The organism is Streptomyces odontotermitis (genome assembly GCF_050510915.1).
Lineage (GTDB): Bacteria > Actinomycetota > Actinomycetes > Streptomycetales > Streptomycetaceae > Streptomyces.
This window is the reverse complement of sequence record NZ_JBNJLS010000009.1, coordinates 150,001-164,163: the sequence shown is the minus strand read 5'-3', so window position 1 is coordinate 164,163 and position 14,163 is coordinate 150,001. Positions and strand designations below refer to the sequence as shown.

Below are 14,163 nucleotides of genomic sequence, written 5' to 3'. Positions count from 1 at the left end.
GTCTGGTCCGCATGACCCGCATGACCCGCATGACCCGGACGGCCCGTCGCCTACGACGTGCCGTCCGGTGACGGCTCCTCGCTCTCCTCCTTGGTCCGCGCCCCGCGCAGCAGCACGATCAGCGCGGGGATCGCCACCGCCCCCGCCAGGACGAGCAGCGCCACCTTGTCCGGGACCGCCGCGCCGATCTCGCGGAACCGCTCCTCCAGGCTGTACTCGGTGTCCACGCTCAGCAGCGACGGCAGCGCGGACGTCCCGTCGAAGAGCAGGAACGCGGCGCCGAGCGCGATGAACAGGACACCGCCGACGAGCGACGTCGTGTGCAGCCGCAGCCGGCCGAGGTTCAGCGTCCGGCCGCGCAGCCAGCGCCTGTGGCCGAGGTCGAAGCGGTCCCAGAGCAGCGCGAGCACGAACATCGGCAGCGCCATGCCCAGCGCGTACACCGCGAGCAGCAGTCCGCCGTGCACCGGTTCGCCGTCGAGCGCGGCCACCATCAGGATGCTGCCGAGGATCGGGCCCGCGCAGAACCCGGCCAGGCCGTAGACCGCGCCGAGCGCCACCACCGAGACGGCGGAGCCCGACCGGCGCGCGCCCGCCGCCTGTTGGAGCCGCCGCGAGCCGAAGCCGAGGCCGAGGATCTGCGCGACGCCGAGCGCGATCACCGTCCAGCCGCCGATGGTGATGAGCAGGTCCCGGTTGCCGTAGAAGAGCTTGCTCGCGAACGAACCGGCCGCGCCGAGCGGCACGAGCGTCGTGCACAGACCGGCGTAGAACAGGGCGGTGCGGCCGAGGAGGCGGCCGCCGTTGAACGAGTAGGCGAAGAACGCGGGCAGGAGCAGGGCGCTGCACGGGCTGAGCAGGGCGAGCAGCCCGCCGAGGAACGCCATGAGCAGGCTTGCGTCGCTCATCGGCCGTCGCCCGCCTTGTGGTCGGCCCTGTTGTCGCCCTTGTCGTCGCCCTTGTTGTCGTCCGGCTGATTCTCGTCCGTCTTCTTTTCGTCCGTCTTCTTGTTGTCCTTCTGGGCCGCCGCGCGCTCCGCCGCCTCGATGGTCCGCGTGAACATGTCCGTGGGCTGCGCCCCGAGCACCGGCCTGCCGTTGATCAGGAACGCCGGGGTGCTGGAGACGCCGAGGCCGTAGCCCTCCTTGCGGTCCTTGTCCACCGCCGCGCCGGCCCTGTCGGAGGCGAGGTCGTCACGGAACCGGTCGAGGTCGGGGACGCCCGCCTTCTTGGCCATCGCCACCAGGTTGTCCTTGCTGAACTCGCCGGAGTTGCGCTTGCGCTGCTTCTCGTACGCGACCTCGTGGAACTCCCAGAACTTCTTCTGCTGCCCCGCCGCCCAGGACGCCTTCGCCGCCTGCTCCGACTCGTTGCCGAAGATCGGGAAGTTGCGCCACTCGATGCGCAGGACGCCCTTGTCGACGTACTTGCGGATCAGCTCCTTCTCGGTCTCGCGCGCGAAGCGGCCGCAGTAGGGGCACTGGAAGTCGGAGTACTCGATCATCACGACCGGGGCGTCGGCGGGGCCGGTGGCGAGCGCGTCGCCCTTGTCGCGGCGGGCCAGGCCCACCAGCTCCGGGACGGCCTCGGGCACCGCCGGGCCCTCCTCGGTGACGGCCGGGTCCTCGCTCTTCGCGCCGGGCGAGTCCGAGCCCGAGTCGAGGGTGAAGGCGAAGACGGCGGTGGCCGCGGCGGCGACGAGGACCACCGAGGCGATGACCTTGGTGCGGGTACGGGAACGGGACGTCGACGTGCGGGTGGTGGACGTGCGGGTGGTGCCGGGCTTCGGCATGGCAGAGCTCTCCTGCGTGCGGTGGTGCATGCGGGCACGCGCGCGTGCGCGGGTGCGTGCGTGGGTGTGGGCATGCGAGGGATGGACCAGGACGTGGGGGCGTGGCCGGTGTCCTAGATCCGCAGGATGGAGAGCAGTTCGCGCGGGGGCGGGGCGAGGGGCCCGGAGGAGACGGACGGTATGCCGGGCGGGGCGCGGGTGGCGAGGGGCGTGGTCGCCGGGTCCGTCGCGGGGGACAGGGCGGGGCCCGACTGCGTCGGGTGGCCGTCGCCGCGGAGGGCGCCGCCGCCGTTCGACTCGGAAACGATCTTCGTCTTGCAGGGGGCGGGGTGGCGGTCGTCCTCGGTGGCGATCGCCGTGTGCCCGGAGACGGAAGTGGAGACGGAGACGGAGGTGGAGGCGGAGGTGGATGCGGAGGTGGATGCGGATACGGAGGTAGGGGCGGAGGCGGTGGTGATCGCCGTGTCGGCCGACGCGTGCTGCGGCGCCGTCGACGCTGCGGCGACCGTCCGCCGCGGCGCCTCAGCCGTGGAGCGGCTGCCCACCTGCCCGTACACGCAGAGCAGCGTGACCACGGCGACGAGCAGGGCGAGCACGGCGCGCAGGGCGACGGTGGCGCCCACGTGCGCGTCGCGTCCCGGCGTCGGACCTGGTGTCGGCCCCGGCGTCGGTCCCGGTGTCATCGCCCCTCCCCTCTGCTCACCTTCGCGTACGTCGTTTTGGGTACGTCAACGATACGGGAGGCCGGACGGGGGCCCGGACAGGTGGACCGGGAGCGACTTCAGGCCGTTGATGAAGTGCGAGACGAGCCGCCGGGGCGGGGCCGCGAGACGGAGCCGGGGCGGCAGGGCGCGCCGGGCCTCCTCGTACAGGACGCGCAGCTGGAGGCGGGCGAAGTGGGCGCCGAGGCAGACGTGCGGCCCGTCGCCGAACGAGACGTGCGGGTTCGGGTCGCGGGACAGGTCGAGGCGGTGCGGGTCGGCGAAGACGCGCTCGTCGTGGTTGGCCGAGGCGTGGAAGACGACGACCTTGTCCCCGGCGCTGATACGGGTACCGGCGAGGACCGTGTCCCGGGCCGCGGTGCGCCGGAAGCTGAGCACCGGCGGATGGGCGCGCAGCAACTCCTCGACGGCCGGGGCGAGGGCGGCCGCGCCGGTGTACAGGCGGCCGTACTCGTCGGGGGCCTCGGCCAGGGCGAGCAGGCCGCCGGGGGCCGCGCTGCGGACCGTGTCGTTGCCCGCGACCGTGAGCAGGAAGAAGAACATCTCCAGCTCCGGGCAGGAGAGTTCGGCGGCGGTCGCCAGGGAGGTCATCACGTCGTCCGCGGGGTGGCGCCGCTTGTAGGCGGCGAGCGACTGGGCGTACGCGAACATGTCCGCAAGGAGCGCGGGCGAGCGCGGGTTGACCGGCTTGCCGTCGGCGTCGCGCACGACGGCGCCCGCCTCGTCCGGGTCCTGGTATCCGATGACGCGCCGGGTCCAGTGCAGCATGAGGCCGCGGTCGCTCTCCGGTACGCCGAGGAGGTCGGCGAGGTTGAGGAGGGCGTAGTCGTCGGTGACGGCGGGGACGAGGTCGCAGGTGCCGTCGCTGTCGCGGGCCGAGGCGACCGCGGCGCCGAGGAGGTCGCGGGCCCGGCGCCGCGCCACGGCCTCGAACCGGTCGACCCGCCGGGGGGTGAAGGCGCGGCTGACGAGGGTGCGCAGGCGCTGGTGTGACGGAGGGTCCTGGTTGAGCATCATGCGGCGGATGAAGGGCAGGTCGGCGGGGTCGGGGTCGCGGATCTGGGTGGCGCCGAGGTGGGAGGAGTAGGTCGCGGAGTCCTTCAGGACGCGGACGACGTCGGCGTGGCGCGTGACCGCCCAGAAGCCGGGCCCGGCGGGCCACCCCATGATCTCCGGTTCCTCCTGCCAGGCCACGGGGTGGTGGTCGCGGAGGGTGCGGTAGCTGTCGTACGGGACGCCGTGTGCGTACGGGCGGGGGTCGAAGACGTCGGGGACGTCGGGGACGTCGGGGGCCTTGGATGTGTGTGCCTTCATCCGTCGCCCTCGTCGGCGCGCAGGAAGTCCTCCACCGTGCGGATCAGGGCGAGCGGCGTCTCGTCCATCGCGTAGTGGCCCGCGGAGGGCAGCTCGACCAGCTCGGCGCGGGCGTACCAGCGCAGCCACGTCGTGCGCATCAGCTCGGCGGAGAGCGCCGGGTCGAGCGCGCCCACCACCGCGAGGGCGGGCACCGTCGAGCCCTCGATGTCGGCGTGGAAGTCCTCGGTCGCCCAGGAGTCCAGCCACGCGCGGAACGCCTTCGCGTCGCTGTGGCTCAGCGAGCGGTCCACCATGCGGTCGAGCCAGGCCGCGGGGCGGTGGCCGCCGGTGGTGATGTCCAGGATGGTGCGGCGGTTGCGCGGCAGGTGTCCGGCGCCGGAGAACAACTCCCATTGCTCGGGCGGGAGTTGGAGGCCGGAGGCGGGCACCGGTGAGACGCCGACCAGGCGGCGGACCCGGTGCGGGGCGAGCGCCAGGACGCGCTGGGCCACGCTGCCGCCCATGGAGTGGCCGATCAGCGAGAACCGCTCCCAGCCGAGCCGGTCCGCGAGGTCCACGACGTCGGATGCGCCCTCGGCCGTGGTGAACGTGCCCACCGCGTCCTTGGCCGCGCCGTAGCCGCGCAGATCCACGGCGGCGTACTGGAAGGACTCGCCGTCGAGGTCGGGCAGCACGGGGGCGAAGGCGGTGCGGTCGGCGAACCAGCCGTGCACGGCGATCACCTTGTGCGGGCCGTGCCCGCGCAGTTCGTGGGGGAGGTGGAAGGAGGCCACGGTGACTCCTGTCGAATCGGTCCGGCGCGCGGGGTGGTACTCGGGCCGCGACCACAGTTGCCGCAACTCCCTTGTGCCGCAAGGGTGCGGGCGCTCAGTCCGGCCGAAGCGGGCGGGGCCCCGCGGGCTCCGGTGAGGTCAGCGGCGTCCCGGTTATCGACTCCTTGAACTTCCGTGCCGCCTCCGACAGATAGCCGTCCGCGCGCCATACGAGGGTCAGCGTCCGCTCGCAGCCGGGTGCGTCGAGGCGCACCCAGGCGCCCGTGGCCCGCAGGGTGGAGGCGCGGGACATGGCCGGAACCAGGCCCACGCCGAGGCCCGCGCCGATCAGGTCCCCGGTGGCGCTCGGCTCGTCGCTCTCGCACGTGATGTGCGGGGTGAGGCCGGCCTCGGTGAACAGCCGGTCGAGCAGGGCGCGCGGCCACAGCCCGGGGCGGGTCGTGATGAACGGCTCGTCGGCCACGTCGGCGACGGTCACGCGGTCGCGTCCGGCCAGGCGGTGGCCGGGCGGCAGCGCGAGCAGGACCTCCTCGCGCAGCAGCTCCAGCGTCTGGAGGGAGGGCCCCGTCAGAGGCTGCGAGGCGACACAGAAGTCGACCTCGCGGGCGCGCAGTTGGCGGCTCATCTCCTCGGCGCCGGCCTGGGAGAGGCGGACCTCGACGTCCGGGTGCGCGGTGCGGAAGCGGGCCAGCGCGTAGGTGAGTGTCACCAGCGCCTCGGAGGCCACGGTCACGCTGCCCGCGTCCGCCTCGGCCGCGTCCCGCACCGCGCGGCGGGCGTCGTCGAGCTCGCCGAGGGCCCGCTCGACGTGGCGCAGGAAGAGCCTCCCGTAGCGGTTGAGGTGGACGCGGCGGCCGCGCCGGTCGAAGAGCGGGACACCGAGCTCGGCCTCCAGGCGGGCGATGGTGCGGCTCACCGAGGGCTGGGCGACGCGGAGTTCGTCGGCGGCGCGGCTGATGTGCTCGTGGCGCGCGACGGTGCGGAAGTAGCGCAGGGACAACAGGTCCATGGGCTTCTCCTCTCGGTGCTCGGTGCTCGGTGCTCGGTGCTCGGTGCTCGGTGCTGAGTGCTCGGGATGTGCGGCTTGGGGCTTCTGGTTGGTCAGGCGATGCGAGTGGGCCCGCGCGGTCAGCGCGCGTCGCCTGCCTCCCGCTCCAGCTCCGCCTCCCGCTCCGCCTCCCGCTCCAGCTCCGCCTCCCGCTCCGCCTCCCGCTCCAGCTTCGCCTCCCGTTCCAGCTCCGTCAGGCGCTCCAGGTTCGCCCGTGCCGCCGCCGCGTTGTGCTCCGCGTCCTGGAGCGTGAGGTGCAGGCGCTGCGCCCGTATCGCCTGGGTGTAGTCGCCCAGGGCCGTCAACTCCTCGATGAGCTCGCGGAGTCGGGGGCTGCTGGGGGCCGTCCCGGTGCGGCCCCTCGCGATGCGGTACGCGCGGCGGTCCTGCACGTCCAGCTCGCGGATCAGATGGACGCGGGCCACCTCGGGGCGTCCCTGCTCGCGCGCCAGCTCCAGCCAGGTGTCCTCGCCCTCGTCCGCCGGGTCCGTGCCGTGGTGGGACGCGTCGAACTCCTGCGCCCAGGTGCGGACCTGGTCGGCCCGGTCGGGCAGGCCCGCGAGGCCGCACCAGGTGTCGTACGTCGTCTCGTGGACCTCCCTGAGGAGGGGCAGGTCCTCCTCGCGGCCGTGCAGGCCCACCAGGACGACGGCGAGGCGGAGGTCGTCGGACATCGCGCACGTGCGCGCCTGGTGGCGCAACAGGTGGCGCAGGAGCGGGAGATCGGTGTCCCGGCGGTCGTACTGCGCGGCCCGCAGCGTCGTCAGGAGCCGCACCGGGTCGGCCACCACCGCGTCCCACGCGGCGCGGCCGGACCGCATCGCGGCGAGGTCGGCGCGGCCCGGGGAGAGGACCTGCTCCCACAGGGCGGGGCGCGGGTAGGGGTCGAGGCGCTCGTAGGCCACGCCCTCCTCCGCGTTCAGCAGGAGGTGGTCGGGCTCCGTGGTGAGCAGGGCGCGGTGCAGGCGGCGCACCAGCTCGACCACCGGGCGGTCCGGGAAGCCGAGCGCCGCCTGCAACTCGGCCCGCTGCGCGTCCAGTTCGGGAGCGCATATCTCGCGCAGGTCCGCCTCCGTCTCGGCGATCCCGGCGAGCAGGTCGGCCTCCTCGTCCGCGCTCGCGCCGGGCGGGAATCCGGCCCAGTCCTCCCAGCCGAGCGTGCCGATCGTCAGCTCGATCGCCTCGTCCACGCTCAGGCCGACGACGCCCGCCGAGCCCTCGGAGTCCGCGTACAGCACGGCGCCGTCCGCGCACGCGAAGTACGTGCCGCCCGTGTCGTCCCCCGCTATCGGCTCCAGCGGGCCGCCCGAGGCCAGCCTGACCGGCTCGACGTGGTCCGTGCGGTCCAGGTCGAAGTTGAAGGGGAACGCGGCCAGTTCGGCCAGGTGTCGGTCCTGCCTCAGCCGCCGCAGGGCGTGATCGTTCATGCCCGAGAACGTAACAGCGCCCACTGACAACCGGATCTCCGCGCCCGACCGGGCCAAGCGGGGCGAATCCGGGGTGTGTCCGATTTTCGTCGCTTCCTACACGGAAGGTGACATTCAGGGAACCTCGGTGATGCGGGACAGGTCTTCTGATGTGTAGGGCGCGGCCGTTGAGGTGCCGCGCGAAGGGGGACCGCCCGACCGGGCCGAACACGGGGGTGTTCACACGTGACCGACATCATCGGACGTATCGCCGACGGACTCGCGGACTTGGTGACGGACGCACGGGCTTCGGGGGAGCTCGCTCCGTACGTCGCGCCGCTGACCGTGCCGCCGGTGCTGCGCCCAGGTTCCGACGACGTACGACAGGAGACCGAGATCGCGCTGCGGCCGACGTGGGTGCGGCTGCACCCACAGCTGCCGCCCACCCTGATGTGGGGGTACGACGGCTCGGTGCCGGGCCCCACCATCGAGGTGCGGCGCGGCGAGCGCATCCGCATCGCGTGGACCAACCGCATCCCGAAGGAGAGCGAGTTCCCGGTCACCTCGGTCGAGGTGCCGAACGGCACGCCCCGGCCGAGCACCCAGGCGGGCCGCGACGGGGTGGAGCCGAACAAGGACGTGGCCGCGCTGCCCGCGTGGACGGTGACGCACCTGCACGGCGCGCAGACCGGCGGCGGCAACGACGGCTGGGCGGACAACGCGGTGGGCTTCGGGGACGCACAGCTCTCCGAGTATCCGAACGACCACCAGGCGGTGCAGTGGTGGTACCACGACCACGCCATGAACATCACGCGGTGGAACGTCCACACGGGCCTGTACGGCACCTACCTGGTGCGCGACGACGAGGAGGACGCCCTCCATCTCCCCTCCGGGGAGCGGGAGATCCCGCTGCTGCTCGCCGACCGCAACCTGGACACGGACGAGGACGGACGGCTCAACGGCCGGCTGCTGCACAAGACCGTCATCATCGACCCGAAGAACCCCGAGACGGGCAAGCCCGTCTCCCTGCCCTTCACGGGCCCGTACACCACCGTGAACGGGCGCATCTGGCCGTACGCGGACGTCGATGACGCCTGGTACCGCTTCCGCCTCGTCAACGCGTCCAACGCCCGCATCTACGACCTGGTCCTGATCGACGAGGACGACAACCCGGTGCCGGGCGCCATCAAGCAGATCGGCAGCGACGGCGGGCTGCTGCCCCGCCCCGTGCCGGTCGACTTCGACGAGGCGCTGCCCACCCTCACCGTCGCGCCCGCCGAACGCATGGACCTGCTCATCGACTTCCGTGCCTTCGCGGGCCGCCGTCTGCGGCTCGTCAACAAGGGCGCGGGCGAGGCGCCGGGCGTCCCGGACCTGGCGAACGACGTGCGGTATCCGCACGTCATGGAGTTCCGGGTGGGGGAGAGCGGGGGGTGCGAGGACTCCTTCGAGCTCCCGGAGATCCTGTCCGGCTCCTTCCGGCCGATCACCCACGACATTCCGCACGGCCACCGCCTGATCGTCCTCACCCCGCCCGCCACGAAGGGCGGCGGCGGCCACCCGGAGATCTGGGAGATGGTCGAGGTCGAGCACCCGGGCGACGTCCAGGTCCCGACCGACGGCGTGATCCAACTGCGCGGCGAGGACGGCAAGGTGAAGACCTACCGCCGCATCTCGCGCACCTTCAACGACGGACTTGGCTTCACCATCGCCGAGGGCAGCTACGAGCAGTGGAGCTTCCTCAACCTCGCGGTGCAGCCCGAGGTGACCCACCCCATGCACATCCACCTCGCCGACTTCCAGCTCATGGGGCGTGACGCGTACGACGCCTCGGGCTTCGACGCGGCGGTCGGCGGCACCCGCGCCCCGATCGCGTTCGACCCCGCCCGGCGCATCCCGCTCGCCCCGAACGAGCGCGGCCTGAAGGACGTCTTCCGCGTCCCCGGCGGCCAACTGCTGCGCGTGATGGGCCGGTTCGACGGGGCGTACGGCCGCTTCATGTACCACTGCCACCTCCTTGAGCACGAGGACATGGGCATGATGCGGCCCTTCGTGGTGATGCCCGCGGAGGCCATGAAGTTCGACCACGGGGCGGGCCACGGCGGGCACGACGGCGGCCACGGGGGTGGTCACGCGGGCTGACCGCCGGGCGGGTCGCTCCTGGGCTCAGGCGGTGGTGGACACGCGCGCGTGGTCCACCGCCGCACGGGCCAGGGCGCGCACGACCGGGTGCGGGCGCGTGCCGTCGCCGTACAGCTCCGGCTGGAAGAGCGTGGCCAGGAAGAAGGGGTGGCCGGGGAGTTCCGCGACGCGGATCAGGCCCTCCTCGTCGTGCCCGGTGAAGCGCAGTCCGTGGGCGCTCAGCGTCTCGGTGTGGGCGCTCGGGCCGTACGAACAGTGGTAGCGCTCGAGGGACTTGTCGGCCCCGATGACGGACTCGGCGAGCGAGCCGGGGGCGAGCGTCACCGTGCCCTCGTGGCCCACGAGGGAGCAGGACAGGGGCGCGATGAGGAAGTCGTCCGCGTCGGGGTCGTTCTCGGCGTGGGCGACCTCCGTGAGGCCGCAGACGTCGCGGGCGTACTCCAGGAGCGTGTGCTGGAAGCCGCCGCAGGTGCCGAGGAAGGGGACGCGGTCCTTGCGCGCGGTGCGGATCGCGGCGAGCGCCCCCGCCTCGCTCCGGTAGGGGCTGCCGGGCAGCACCCACACGGCGTCGAAGCCGCGCACGGCGCCCTCCTGCTCGGCGTCCTCGGTCGGTATCCAGTAGGCGTCGAGGACCAGCCCCTCCCGGGCGGCGAGCGCCTCCAGGAGGAGCGGGACGCGGGTGTGCGAGACGACGTTCGGGGAGCGGTCGCCGACGAGGGCGATGCGGGCCACGGGGCTGCTGTGCTGTCCGTCGGGGCCGGTGTGCTGTCCCACGGAGTGGGTGTTCTGTGCCATGCCGACCATCCTGGGCGGGCATCCCCGTTCACGTCCAACGATGAAATCTGCACCCTCCATAAGCATCTCTGATGGGCCGCGCGATCATGGAGGCATGGATCCGCACCTGCTCCGCACGTACGTCACGGTGGCCCGCCTCGCCTCCTTCTCGGAGGCCGCGCGGGAGCTCGGCTACACCCAGTCCGCCGTCTCCCAGCACATCGCGGCGCTGGAACAGGACCTGGGCGCGACCCTGCTCACCCGCCGCCCGGTCGCGCCGACCCCGGCCGGGGAGCGGCTCCTGGAGCACGCGGGTCCGCTGCTGCTGCGCCTGGAGGCGGCGCGGGCGGAGGTCGCGCGGTCGGCGGGCGAGCCCGCGCCGGGCCTGACCCTCGCGACGACCGCGACGGCGCTGCGGCGCCGTACGGCCGAGGCCCTGCCCGCCACCGGCGTGACCCTGTGCGTCCTCCCGCGCGCGGAGATGCCCGCGGCGGTCGCAACGGGCGCCGCCGACCTGGGACTTGTGGACGGCCTCGCCGCGCCGACCGACCCGCTGCGCCTGCCCGACGTCGCACCGCTCACCGTGCGCGGCGTCGCCGAGGAGCCCGTCTCCGTGCTGCTGCCCGCCGCGCACCCCCTGGCCCGCCGCGCGGGACTCCGCCTCGGCGACCTCGTGGACGCCCGCTGGCTGGACGCGCCCGACGCGGGGGTCTGCCTGGAGCAGCTGCGGGCCGCGCACGGCTCCCCGGGGGCTGTGGGCTTCCGTCCGGCCCTGCGCTACGAGGGCGGCGATCTGCGCACGCTGGTGGCGCTCGTGGGGGCCGGGCACGGGCTGGCCCTGCTGCCGTCCTCGCTGGCCGCCGAGAGCGCCGCAGGGGGTGCCGCAGGGGGCGCTGCCGGAGGCGGGGCGGTCGCGGTGCCCCTGACGGCGCCCCGGGTCGTGCACCGCACCGAACTCGTGCACTCCGGAGTGGTGCGCGGGCCCGCCGCGGCCCTGGCCGAACTGATGGCCGGGGAGCGCGGGGACGTCACTCGTTCGTGAATCGTCGCGCGGGGTCACGCCGGGTAGAGCTGTGGCCGGAGGCGAGCCATGGAACAGACCGCGTTGCGTCCCAAGCCGATGCCGGGCCGAGAGCCCCGCAACGGCAAAAAGTTCAGCAGGTTCGGCAAGGCCAACTCAGCCAGAACGTCCGGCACTTCCCCTACGAACACGAACCCCCCGCCCCCGTCCGGGCGCCGCCCGCACGCCGCCCGGCGCCGCGGCAGACGCCTGCTCACCCTGGGCTTCGGCCTGCTCTTCGCGACGGTCCTGGTGCTCTCCGGGGTGGGCCTCGGCACCGTGGGCGCCACCGTCATCGGGATGAGCAAGCTCGCCGACATGCAGAAGCAGCAGGGTGCGCAGCCGGGCGGGACGGGGCAGCCGCCCGGGGCGAGCCAGTCCCCGGGGAGCAGCAAGTCGCCCTCCGAAGGCGCCGCTTCGGGCCAGGCCCCGCCCGGTGGCGGCGCCCCGGAACAGCCCGCCCGCAAGAGCGCCCGGCTCACCCTCGGAGTGGAGGCCGTCGACGCCCCCACGCGCGCGGGTGCTCTGCTCGTCGGCGTGCACGACCCCGGACCGGGCTACACCGCGGGCCTGGTCCGCGGCGACGTCCTGGTGGCGTTCGGCAAGACCCCGATCCGCTCGGCCGGAGACCTGGCGCAGGCCGTCGCCGCAGCGCGCCCCGGCCGCGACGTCACGCTGACCGTCCGCCACAAGAGCGGTGACCACCAGGCCCTTTCGGTGACTCCCGGGGTGGTGACCTGACGCCGCCTCGCGCGCGGGGCCCTCGCACCCCCCTGAAGCGGAGCTCTCACCTCACCTTGAAGCGGAACCCTCACACCACCCTGAAGTGCGTCGTCAACCGCCGCTCGTCGTCGAGCACATGGAAGGCGAGCCCCACCGGGGCGTCCCGGTCCGCCGCGGCCTCGCCCTCCCAGGGCAGCCGCAGCGTCCAGGTCACGCCGGGCCCGACAAGGAGGGGCCGGCCGGCGAAGGTGGTGGCCCCGGGGGAGTGGGCGTGCCCGGTGAGCACGGCGACGATCTCGGGGCGGCGCTCCAACAGGGCGGCGAGCGCGTGGGGGCGGCCCAGCTGGTAGGAGTCCGGCAAGGGGTGGTGGAGGGCGACGGGCGGGTGGTGGAAGGCGAGCAGGACCGGCGTCTCGCCGTCCAGCTCGTCGAGCGTGGCCTCCAGCCAGGCGTACGTCTCCCCGTCCAGGAGGCCCTCGTCGCGCCCGGGGACGGTGGAGTCGAGCATCAGGATCACGCAACCGCCCACGTGGTGGGCGCTGTTGACGGGCCCGTCCGCCGCGGGCTCGCCGAGCAGCGCGGTGCGGTAGGGCCCGCGGCGGTCGTGGTTGCCGGGGCAGGTCAGGACGGGGAAGGGGGCCTTGAGCAGGGCGGCCGCCTCGGCGTACTCGGACTCAGCGCCGTGGTCCGCGATGTCGCCGGTGACCAGGAGGGCGTCCAGGGGGCCCGGGAGCGCCCGCAGATGGTCCATGACGCGCTCCGCGCGCTCCGTCGCACGCGGAGTGCCGTCGAGGTGGAGATCGCTGATCTGCGCCAGCACGAGCATCGTCGTGGCCGCCTTCCGTCCGCTCATCGCTCATGGTCCACTCATTGCTAATGGATTGACGTCATCTAACCATTAGGGCGGTGCGGGAGTCACTGGTCGGGGCGGCCCACCGGAAACCACTGGTCGGGGCGGCCCACCGGAAACCACCGGCCGGGACGGGCACCGTCCTGATCGTCAAGCAGTCGCTGCGCAGCAGGTGTTCGGGCTTTCCGGCCGTGCCCGGCAAGGAGACCGGGGTCTTCATCCGGGGCCTGTGCGCGGCCTTCGGGCTCACCGCGCGCATGAAGGGCGTGCTCTCGCGGGCCGGGGTGCGGCGCAGGCCGGAGCAGGTCTCCGGGGGGAGTGCTGCTGCTCCTCGGTGCGCGGCTCGCGCTGGAGAGCTGAGCCGTGTTCAGGGAGGATCGGCTCATGGACAACACGCCCCGCAATCCGGACACGTCCGCCCCCGCCCCCTTCACCGCCGCCGACTACCGGGCGCGCATGGACCGCGCGGCCCGGGCCGCCGCCGAAGAGGGACTCGCCGGGGTGCTCGTCGCGCCCGGCCCCGACATGGTGTGGCTCACCGGCTACAAGCCGACCGCCGACACCGAGCGCCTCACCCTCCTCGTGCTCGCCGCCGGACAGGACCCCGTCCTCGTGGTGCCCACCCTGGAGGCCCCCGACGCCGAGAAGGCCGCGGGCGCGCCCGCCCTGACGCTGCGCGACTGGACCGACGGCAAGGACCCGTACGCGGTGACGGCGCCCCTCCTGGACGTGGCGGGCCGCTTCGGAGTGAGCGACAACGCCTGGGCGATGCACCTTCTCGGCCTCCAGAAGGCGCTGCCCACCACGTCGTACGTGTCGCTCACGGAGGCCCTGCCGATGCTGCGCGCCGTCAAGGACGCCGCCGAGCTGGAGCGGCTCGCGGCGGCGGGGGCGGCCGCCGACGCCACGTACGAGGAGATCAAGAAGGTCTCCTTCGCGGGCCGCAGGGAGACCGACGTCGCGGGTGATCTCGCCGATCTGCTGCGGCAGTTCGGGCACTCCCAGGTGGACTTCACGGTGGTCGGCTCCGGGCCGAACGGCGCCAATCCGCACCACGAGGCGGGCGACCGCGTCATCGAGCACGGCGACATGGTCGTCCTCGACTTCGGCGGCCTGAAGCACGGCTACGGCTCGGACACCTCCCGCACCGTGCACGTCGGTGAGCCGACCGCGGAGGAGCAGCGCGTCCACGACGTGGTGCGTGAGGCGCAGGCCGCGGGCTGCGCGGCGGTCCGCCCCGGCGCGGCCTGCCAGGACGTCGACCGCGCCGCCCGCGCCGTGATCACCGAGTTCGGCTACGGCGAGTACTTCATCCACCGCACGGGCCACGGCATCGGCGTCACCACGCACGAACCGCCGTACATGATCGAGGGCGAGGAGCGGCCGCTCGTCCCGGGCATGTGCTTCTCCGTGGAGCCAGGCGTCTATCTGCCGGGCCGCTTCGGCGTGCGCATCGAGGACATCGTGACCGTCACGGAGGACGGCGGCCGCCGTCTGAACGCCACCGCGCGCGAGCTGGCCGTCGTCGACTGACCGACGGCGCCCGCCCGTCGGCG

At 73.5% G+C, this 14,163-nt stretch carries 13 protein-coding genes; 4 read left to right on the top strand and 9 right to left on the bottom strand.

Annotated elements, in window-relative coordinates; translation table 11 throughout:
* Positions 1-50 precede the first annotated feature (50 nt).
* From ACQB60_RS25230 to ACQB60_RS25200, 7 genes are all read right to left on the bottom strand, one after another.
* Positions 51-908: a cytochrome c biogenesis CcdA family protein gene (locus ACQB60_RS25230; RefSeq protein ID WP_496928396.1), complete on the bottom strand. Its 858-nt coding sequence runs from the start codon at positions 906-908 to the stop codon at positions 51-53.
* Positions 905-1,792: a DsbA family protein gene (locus tag ACQB60_RS25225; protein WP_496928395.1), complete on the bottom strand. Its 888-nt coding sequence runs from the start codon at positions 1,790-1,792 to the stop codon at positions 905-907. Before ACQB60_RS25225 ends, ACQB60_RS25230 begins: the two co-directional genes overlap by 4 nt.
* 113 nt (positions 1,793-1,905) lie before the next feature.
* On the bottom strand, positions 1,906-2,475 hold the full coding sequence (locus ACQB60_RS25220; RefSeq protein ID WP_496928394.1) for a hypothetical protein: 570 nt from the start codon (positions 2,473-2,475) through the stop codon (positions 1,906-1,908).
* A 45-nt stretch (positions 2,476-2,520) separates the two neighbouring features.
* Positions 2,521-3,828: a cytochrome P450 gene (locus tag ACQB60_RS25215; protein WP_496928393.1), complete on the bottom strand. Its 1,308-nt coding sequence runs from the start codon at positions 3,826-3,828 to the stop codon at positions 2,521-2,523.
* Positions 3,825-4,604 (bottom strand): alpha/beta fold hydrolase, encoded by a 780-nt coding sequence (locus ACQB60_RS25210; protein ID WP_496928392.1) that lies wholly within the window; start codon positions 4,602-4,604, stop codon positions 3,825-3,827. The genes ACQB60_RS25215 and ACQB60_RS25210 overlap by 4 nt, the downstream gene beginning before the upstream one ends.
* Positions 4,605-4,698: 94 nt before the next feature.
* Positions 4,699-5,613: a LysR family transcriptional regulator gene (locus tag ACQB60_RS25205; protein WP_496928391.1), complete on the bottom strand. Its 915-nt coding sequence runs from the start codon at positions 5,611-5,613 to the stop codon at positions 4,699-4,701.
* A gap of 119 nt (positions 5,614-5,732) precedes the next feature.
* The gene (locus ACQB60_RS25200; protein ID WP_496928390.1) at positions 5,733-7,079 is read right to left on the bottom strand and encodes a hypothetical protein; all 1,347 of its coding nucleotides are present in this window, start codon (positions 7,077-7,079) and stop codon (positions 5,733-5,735) included.
* A 225-nt stretch (positions 7,080-7,304) separates the two neighbouring features.
* On the opposite strand from ACQB60_RS25200, the gene phsA reads away from it, so the two are divergent.
* The gene (gene phsA, locus ACQB60_RS25195) at positions 7,305-9,200 is read left to right on the top strand and encodes an O-aminophenol oxidase PhsA (protein WP_496928389.1); all 1,896 of its coding nucleotides are present in this window, start codon (positions 7,305-7,307) and stop codon (positions 9,198-9,200) included.
* Positions 9,201-9,224: 24 nt separating this feature from the next.
* Here the strand turns inward: phsA and ACQB60_RS25190 are convergent, their stop codons facing one another.
* A complete protein-coding gene (locus ACQB60_RS25190; RefSeq protein ID WP_496928388.1) occupies positions 9,225-9,995 on the bottom strand; it encodes a CTP synthase C-terminal region-related (seleno)protein in 771 nt (256 codons plus the stop codon).
* 94 nt (positions 9,996-10,089) lie between these two features.
* Here ACQB60_RS25190 and ACQB60_RS25185 point away from each other — a divergent pair, with 94 nt between their 5' ends.
* Both ACQB60_RS25185 and ACQB60_RS25180 read left to right on the top strand, forming a co-directional pair.
* Positions 10,090-11,016, top strand: coding sequence for a LysR family transcriptional regulator (locus ACQB60_RS25185; RefSeq protein ID WP_496928387.1), 927 nt, complete (start codon positions 10,090-10,092; stop codon positions 11,014-11,016).
* Between the two features lie 48 nt (positions 11,017-11,064).
* Entirely contained in the window at positions 11,065-11,775 is a 711-nt protein-coding gene (locus ACQB60_RS25180) for a PDZ domain-containing protein (protein ID WP_496928386.1), read from the top strand.
* A gap of 70 nt (positions 11,776-11,845) precedes the next feature.
* Here the strand turns inward: ACQB60_RS25180 and ACQB60_RS25175 are convergent, their stop codons facing one another.
* Complete coding sequence (locus ACQB60_RS25175; RefSeq protein WP_496928503.1) at positions 11,846-12,583, bottom strand: metallophosphoesterase; 738 nt, start codon at positions 12,581-12,583, stop codon at positions 11,846-11,848.
* Positions 12,584-12,991: 408 nt separating this feature from the next.
* Between ACQB60_RS25175 and ACQB60_RS25170 the strand changes: the two genes are divergently transcribed.
* On the top strand, positions 12,992-14,140 hold the full coding sequence (locus tag ACQB60_RS25170; protein ID WP_496928385.1) for an aminopeptidase P family protein: 1,149 nt from the start codon (positions 12,992-12,994) through the stop codon (positions 14,138-14,140).
* The last annotated feature ends 23 nt before the right edge of the window (positions 14,141-14,163 follow it).

What these genes read in the sequence shown, in the direction of transcription:
- ACQB60_RS25230 (WP_496928396.1), bottom strand. Translation starts at nt 908, where the DNA reads ATGAGCGACGCAAGCCTGCTCATGGCGTTCCTCGGCGGGCTGCTCGCC.
- ACQB60_RS25225 (WP_496928395.1), bottom strand. Translation starts at nt 1,792, where the DNA reads ATGCCGAAGCCCGGCACCACCCGCACGTCCACCACCCGCACGTCGACG.
- ACQB60_RS25220 (WP_496928394.1), bottom strand. Translation starts at nt 2,475, where the DNA reads ATGACACCGGGACCGACGCCGGGGCCGACACCAGGTCCGACGCCGGGA.
- ACQB60_RS25215 (WP_496928393.1), bottom strand. Translation starts at nt 3,828, where the DNA reads ATGAAGGCACACACATCCAAGGCCCCCGACGTCCCCGACGTCCCCGAC.
- ACQB60_RS25205 (WP_496928391.1), bottom strand. Translation starts at nt 5,613, where the DNA reads ATGGACCTGTTGTCCCTGCGCTACTTCCGCACCGTCGCGCGCCACGAG.
- ACQB60_RS25200 (WP_496928390.1), bottom strand. Translation starts at nt 7,079, where the DNA reads ATGAACGATCACGCCCTGCGGCGGCTGAGGCAGGACCGACACCTGGCC.
- ACQB60_RS25190 (WP_496928388.1), bottom strand. Translation starts at nt 9,995, where the DNA reads ATGGCACAGAACACCCACTCCGTGGGACAGCACACCGGCCCCGACGGA.
- ACQB60_RS25185 (WP_496928387.1), top strand. Translation starts at nt 10,090, where the DNA reads ATGGATCCGCACCTGCTCCGCACGTACGTCACGGTGGCCCGCCTCGCC.
- ACQB60_RS25180 (WP_496928386.1), top strand. Translation starts at nt 11,065, where the DNA reads ATGGAACAGACCGCGTTGCGTCCCAAGCCGATGCCGGGCCGAGAGCCC.
- ACQB60_RS25175 (WP_496928503.1), bottom strand. Translation starts at nt 12,583, where the DNA reads ATGCTCGTGCTGGCGCAGATCAGCGATCTCCACCTCGACGGCACTCCG.
- ACQB60_RS25170 (WP_496928385.1), top strand. Translation starts at nt 12,992, where the DNA reads ATGGACAACACGCCCCGCAATCCGGACACGTCCGCCCCCGCCCCCTTC.